Here is a 6,220-nt window from a genome sequence, read left to right as displayed (position 1 = left end):
GCTTTGGCTTTGGCTTTGGCTTTGGCTTTGGCTTTGGCTTTGGCTTTGGCTTTGGCTTTGGCAAATCCCTTCTCCCGTTTACGGGAGAAGGTGCCCCGCAGGGGCGGATGAGGGCGGCTTTTGCCTTCGGCGATACCAGCTACAAGCCCGAGGCAAAGCAGAACTGCACGGTGCTGCGCACCGCCCCCTCACCCCAACCCCTCTCCCGTAAACGGGAGAGGGGCTAAAGCCTTACTCCCCGCGCTGGCGCGGTGTGCTCAAGTGGTTCGCCTGCAGCAGGGCATTGAGCAGCAAACGCTCGGTGCCATGCCAATACTTGCGATGCGCCGGATCATCGGCAAACAACACCACATTGCCATTCCCGCTCGGCACCACCTGCAGATAGCTCGAACCCGACACCCGCGCACGATTCGCATCGGACAGATAGCCATTCACCACCGGCTCGCGGTCGATGTTCACCACGTTGAGGAAGGCGTTCTTCACCGGCTCGAACACCAACCCGCCTTCCTTGTTGACCCAGATGCGCCGCTGCTGCACACCAAAACCCAGCGGATGAGTCGGGTCGATATCAGCGCTCAGGATGTTGCCGCTGACCCGGCCCAGCGCGAACACATCACGCACCGTGCCGAAATCCAACCGCTCCGCCTCATCCTTCTTGTCGCCTTCGCGAAGCTTGGCTTCGGCAAGACCTTTGTCGATCGCCCAGCGCGCGCCGCTGCCATACACCACCAGCGAACCACCGGCGGCAATCCAACGCTTGAGCGCAGCCACACCGGCATCACTGACGTTTGCGTAGGTACCGCCGGACAGCACGATCGAGGTGTAGCGCGCCAGATCAACGCTGGCCAGCTGCACAGGATCAAGCTTGGTCGACGGCAAGCCCAGCGAAGTATCCAGCGAGAACCAGGTCGAACCAATCTCGGTGGCGGACACACCCTCGCCCATCACCAGGGCAATGCTTGGCGTGCGCAGCACGCGCACATTGTCGCTGCCCAGGTCGATACCGCTGGCAGCGCGACCACTGGCCAAGGCGTAAACCGTGACACCGGCTTCCTGCGCACGTGCCAGCACCTTGGCCTGCAACGATTCGGCGTCCACGGCCTGGCCCGCAACCGGAATCACCACCGCACCATGACCGAACGCCACATCGCCGTTCGCCGTAGCCGCAGTGAACGGCTGGTGCGCGGTGCGCACACGCACGTTGTCGCGCAGCAGCCCGCCCAGCAGGCGGAAGCTGCCAAAGTCACGTGCATCGGCCACATAGGCAAAACCCGCACGGCCTCCGCTGATACCGCCCTGCGCCGTCGGCACCGCATCCACCGCCGCACCGCTCGGCAAGGCACCACGACTACCTGCATAGCGCAGGCCATACGCCGGAGCCACTGCATACGAAGTGCCGCTATAGAACACATCGCCCTTCACCGGCGGGGTGAACTCGAAGATCGAATGGGCGAGGCGGAACTGCGGCTGCCGCGCCGGCACCACGTAGGCCGAACCGGCCTGGAAGCGTTTGCCATCCACGTCCACATCGCGCGCCAGCGCATGCACCTCGATGCGATGCTGCAACAGTACCGCCAGCAGCTTGCGGGTCAGCGTGGCATCAGCGGCATCACCAAACACCCAGTCGTGCACCGGATAGGCAGCTGCCTGCTTCAAGGCGCTGCGGAAAAACTCCTTCTGCAGCGCGAACAGGCGATCACGGTCTTCCACTACGCCACGCACGCTGGCCAGGCCGGTAGCTACCTGGTTGCGGACGGTGAAGTTGAAATGCAGCGGGCCATTCACCGACTCCTGTACCAGACCGCGCGAACTTGCCTGCTCCACCGTCACGCCAACCGCACCATGGAAGTCCGGATAGGTCGAACCATAGATCGGCGAGAAGTTGTCGAAGTTCTCGCCGGTGTAATACAGCGAGCCAAGATCATCCAGGGCCTTGGCATGGAAACGTGCCAGCCACTTGTTCGCCTCGTATGAAGACTTGGGCAGCAGCGGGCTTTCCATGCTCTTTGGTGACGGCTCGAAGTAATACGTGCTGTCCTTGCCCATCTCATGGAAGTCGATCTGGATATTCGGATACCAGCGATGGAACTGCGCAACCTTCGGCCAGCTGTCGGTCTGCGCCAACGCCAGCCAATCGCGGTTGAGATCGGTGAAGTAGTGATTGACGCGACCACTCGGGAACGGCTCGACGTGCTCCTTGTCGGCCGGATCAGCAGATGGCGGACGCGAACCCCAGGCGTTATGCCAGTTGGCGGCACGGTCGCGTCCATCCGGGTTCTGTGCAGGATCGATCACCACAACAGCCTGATCCAGCCAGCGCGCGGTTTCCGCGTCCTGGTTGGCGGCCAGGTAGTAAGCGGTGAGCATCGCCGCTTCACCGCCGGAGGTTTCGTTGCCGTGCACGCTGTAACCGAGCCAGGCCACCGCCGGTGCATCGGCGCCGGGCAATGGCTGTGCGGGATCGATCAGCGCCTGCCGTTGCGCGGCGATCTCGGCGCTGCGCGCGTGGTTGCGTGCCGAGGTGATGGTCACCAACACCAGCGGACGCTGCTCGTAACTTTGACCGATGACTTCGACCTTGACCTTGTCCGAGACCCGCGCCAGTTCGTTGAAGTAGGCCACCAGCTGATCATGGCGGGTGTAATGACTGCCGATTTCGTAGCCGAGGAACTGCTGCGGTGAAGGCACTTTCGCATCGAACTGCTGCGCGGTGGGGAAGTAATAGCTGTTCTGGGCATTGGCCGGTGACAGGCTGACAAGCGTTGCCAGCAACAAGACCGGCAGCAGACGTGAAAAGCGGAACGACATGGGTGTAGCACTCCCCGATTGCATGAACGTTGTTGCGACTATTTGCTGGCAACACCACCTGTAGTGCCGAGCCATGCTCGGCAGGCGCCTTCCCGATAATGTTCCAGCGCCGTGAAGCTGCCCTCGCCCCAACCCCTCTCCCGACGGGAGAGGGGCTTTCAATCAGAAGCGATAATCAAAACCCAGCGTGTAGTAGCGTCCACGCAGGTCGTACTGGCTGAAGTCGTACGGCGCGCGCACACCCGGGAAGGTGGCGTCGTACGGCGGCTGGCGGTCACCGATGTTCTGCACCTTTGCGTACACGGTCAGCTTGTCGATGCCGGTGTAGCCCAGGTACAGATCGAACTGGCTGTAGCTGGCCACCTGCTTCTGCACGGCTTTGGCCGCAGCACTGCCTTGCTGGTCATAGCTGCTGGTGTAGTACCAGGTCAGCGCGGTGCGCCAATCACCCAAAGCCCAATCCAGCGTGGTGGTGGCCTTGGTATCCGGCAACGATGGGCCCAGGTTGGAACCGGCGTAATCCACCAAGGGCCCGCCAATCACCTGCGGACGCTTGTAGTCGATGACATAGGTCAGCGCCGAGGACAGGCCGAAGTCACCCGCAGCGGCCGTCTGCCAGCGCTGGCGCAGCTCGATGTCGATGCCCGAGGTCTCCAGCTCACTCAGGTTCTGGTAGCGGTTGTAGACCGCCAGCAACTTGCCGCGTGAATCGCGCAGTACATTGGCCGGGTCGTTCTCCGCCACCAGCGTTGTGGTGTTGCCGGTGCCGATCAGGTTGTCCAGCTTGATGCGATAGTAATCGACACTGAGGTTGGTGTTCTGCCACGGGGAGAGCACGAAGCCGGCATTGAAGCTGCGCGTGCGTTCCGGATCCAGGTTGGTGTTGCCGACGGTGAAGAAGGTCGGGTTCTGCCGCGAGCCGGCTACGTCCGGATCATGCGGATCGACCACCGAGCCATAGGCGATGCTGGTCGACGCCGAGTTCTCCGACAACGATGGCGCACGGAAACCGCGCGAGGCCGCAGCGCGCACCAGCAACCAATCCAGCGGCTGCCAACGCAAGCCGAGCTTGGGCGAGAACGCATTACCGAAATCACTGTAATGATCAGCGCGTGCTGCCGCCTGCAGTTCCAGCGTGCTATGCAGCGGCACGCTTACTTCCGCGTAGGCCGCGCTGACCTGGCGCTGACCATGGACTTCGGCAATTGCCGGACGCACCTGCAGGCCTGCATCGATCTGCCAGGGATTGTTGGAATCGAGCTTCTCCTGACGCCATTCGGCACCGGCGGCAAAGCCAATCTCGCCCGCCCAGGTTGCACCCAGGGTGCCGGACACCTTGGCATCGACACCCTTGAGCACGGATTCGGCTGGGCGCAGCGTGCTCAGGCCAATCGCAGCAAGCACCGCCGGATCCGTCGCTGACGGATTGAGCAGGTTGTAGCTGCCGCTGGCCAGTGCGTCATACAGGGCCCAGCGGTTCGCAAAACCGCCGGAGACAGTCTCGCGCTGTTTGCTGGCGGCCTGGAACGCACCAACTTCCCAATCCCACTTCTCGGTCTGCCCGCGCAGGCCAAGCACGCCGCGATAGGAACGCGAACGATTGGTCTTGATGGTGCCGCCAAGGTTGAAGAAGGTGTATTCGATCGGCACGTCCACGCCGTACGGGTTGTACGGATTTCCTGCCGGCAGGGTCGAACGCACCGGCTCGGCCAGACCGGAGTCGGCGTTGAGCGCGAAACGGCCACTTTCCAGGGTAAAGAACGGGCTTGAGCCGAACCACGACACACCCTTGATGTCGCTGTAGATCACATCGGCGAAGGCTTCCACCGAATCGTTGATGCGCAGCGTGCCGTTGACATAGGCCTGCCAGCGCTTGGTCGAGGGAATCAGCGTGGTATACGGCGCCTGGTTGAAGGCGCAGGTGTTACCGGCCAAACCGTCGATCGGTGCACTTGCGGTCAGCACCGTGCCTTCCGGGCAGTTGCCCGCGGCGTCGAGCATCGGCACCGATTTGCCGCCAATCAGATAACGCGCACCCTTGGCCGACCAACCATTCCAGCGACCTCCGGCCTTGTCGGTATAGATGCCCGAGCGGGTCAGGTCGCGCTGGTCCTGGTCCAGGCGGTCGCGGTTATAGCCTTCCAGCGACACCAGGATGTTGTAGCCATCGCGGTCCAGGTCCCCAATGCCGCCGACGAACTTGAGGTTCTGCTGGTCCAGCCCACCGGCTTCGGAGGTGCCGCCACTGACGCCGACTTCGGCGCCTTCAAAATTCTGCCGGGTGATGATGTTGACCACGCCGGCGACTGCATCGGAACCGTATACCGCCGAGGCGCCATCCTTCAGCACTTCGATGCGTTTCACCGCTACGAGGGGAAGCGCGTTGAGGTCAACGAAGGTGTCCGACAAACCGCCGGACGGGAAGCCGTAATTGGCCAGACGGCGACCATTGAGCAGCACCAGCGTGTTCTTCTGCGACAGGCCGCGCAGGCCGATGCCGGCCGAGCCCGAGGCCCAACCGCTGTTGCTGGTTTCGTTGCTGGCGTTGCCGGTGTTGGCGGAGATCGAACGCAGCAGGTCAGCCACACTGGCCTTGCCGGTCTGCTCCAGTTGCTGGCGTTCGATCACCTGCACCGGATTGGCGGTCTCGGTATCGGTACGCTTGATGTTGGAGCCGGTGACACGGACCGCATCGAGGGTCTTGCTGCCGTCGGCAGCGGTTTCGGCCAGGGCGAGGGAGGGAGCAACGATGGCAGCGGCCACCGCGAAGGCGAGCAAGGAACGAGTAGGCATGGAATCCGGGGAGAGGTGAATGACAACCCGTGCAGTACCTCATGACAGCCAAATGTCCGGCCAATCACTTTGTTGCATTCGCACATAACCATCCGTTACATCGCTTCATCAAGATGGATATGAAAATATGGCTGGCAACACAGGCGCATACGCGCAGCGACGGCGGCACCCTACAATTATGCCCATGGATATTTTCAAGGTTTTCACCCTCGAAGCCGCACACCGGCTGCCCAACGTCCCGGTCGGCCACAAGTGCTCGCGCCTGCACGGCCATTCGTTCCGCGTGGAACTGCGGGTCAGCGGCGAACCCGGCCCGGAGACCGGTTGGATCATGGACTTCAGTGATCTGAAGGCCGCTTTCCAGCCGCTCTACGACCAGCTCGATCACAACTACCTCAACGACATCCCTGGCCTGGAGAACCCCACCAGCGAACGCCTGGCGATGTGGATCTGGGAAAAGCTGAAGCCGGCACTGCCGCTGCTCAGCGAAGTAATCGTGCACGAAACCTGCACCTCCGGCTGCAGCTACAAGGGCGACATAGCCGCCTGATAGCGGCCCTGTAGTGCCGAGCCATGCTCGGCAAGGGCTTTACCCGGAATGCCTCTGCCGAGCATGGCT

At 62.4% G+C, this 6,220-nt stretch carries 4 protein-coding genes; 2 read left to right on the top strand and 2 right to left on the bottom strand.

Features of this window, described 5'->3' with window-relative positions; all coding sequences use genetic code 11:
- The coding region (locus tag ACVOMF_RS20300) for a hypothetical protein (RefSeq protein ID WP_481510875.1) at positions 1-227 on the top strand (227 nt) is incomplete at its 5' end.
- 4 nt (positions 228-231) lie between these two features.
- On the opposite strand, the gene ACVOMF_RS20295 is transcribed toward ACVOMF_RS20300, so the two are convergent.
- Both ACVOMF_RS20295 and ACVOMF_RS20290 read right to left on the bottom strand, forming a co-directional pair.
- Entirely contained in the window at positions 232-2,808 is a 2,577-nt protein-coding gene (locus ACVOMF_RS20295; protein ID WP_481510874.1) for a M14 family zinc carboxypeptidase, read from the bottom strand.
- Between the two features lie 162 nt (positions 2,809-2,970).
- Positions 2,971-5,601: a TonB-dependent receptor gene (locus ACVOMF_RS20290; protein ID WP_481510873.1), complete on the bottom strand. Its 2,631-nt coding sequence runs from the start codon at positions 5,599-5,601 to the stop codon at positions 2,971-2,973.
- A 184-nt stretch (positions 5,602-5,785) separates the two neighbouring features.
- Between ACVOMF_RS20290 and queD the strand changes: the two genes are divergently transcribed.
- Complete coding sequence (gene queD / locus ACVOMF_RS20285) at positions 5,786-6,151, top strand: 6-carboxytetrahydropterin synthase QueD (RefSeq protein ID WP_481510872.1); 366 nt, start codon at positions 5,786-5,788, stop codon at positions 6,149-6,151.
- Positions 6,152-6,220: the final 69 nt, after the last annotated feature.

Source organism: Stenotrophomonas sp. STEN022 (assembly GCF_056760155.1).
Note: the sequence above shows the minus strand (reverse complement) of the source record. Positions and strands in the feature narration are given on the sequence as shown.

Excerpts from the sequence above, each read along its gene's own strand:
- queD (WP_481510872.1), top strand. The coding sequence starts at position 5,786 with ATGGATATTTTCAAGGTTTTCACCCTCGAAGCCGCACACCGGCTGCCC.
- ACVOMF_RS20290 (WP_481510873.1), bottom strand. The coding sequence starts at position 5,601 with ATGCCTACTCGTTCCTTGCTCGCCTTCGCGGTGGCCGCTGCCATCGTT.
- ACVOMF_RS20295 (WP_481510874.1), bottom strand. The coding sequence starts at position 2,808 with ATGTCGTTCCGCTTTTCACGTCTGCTGCCGGTCTTGTTGCTGGCAACG.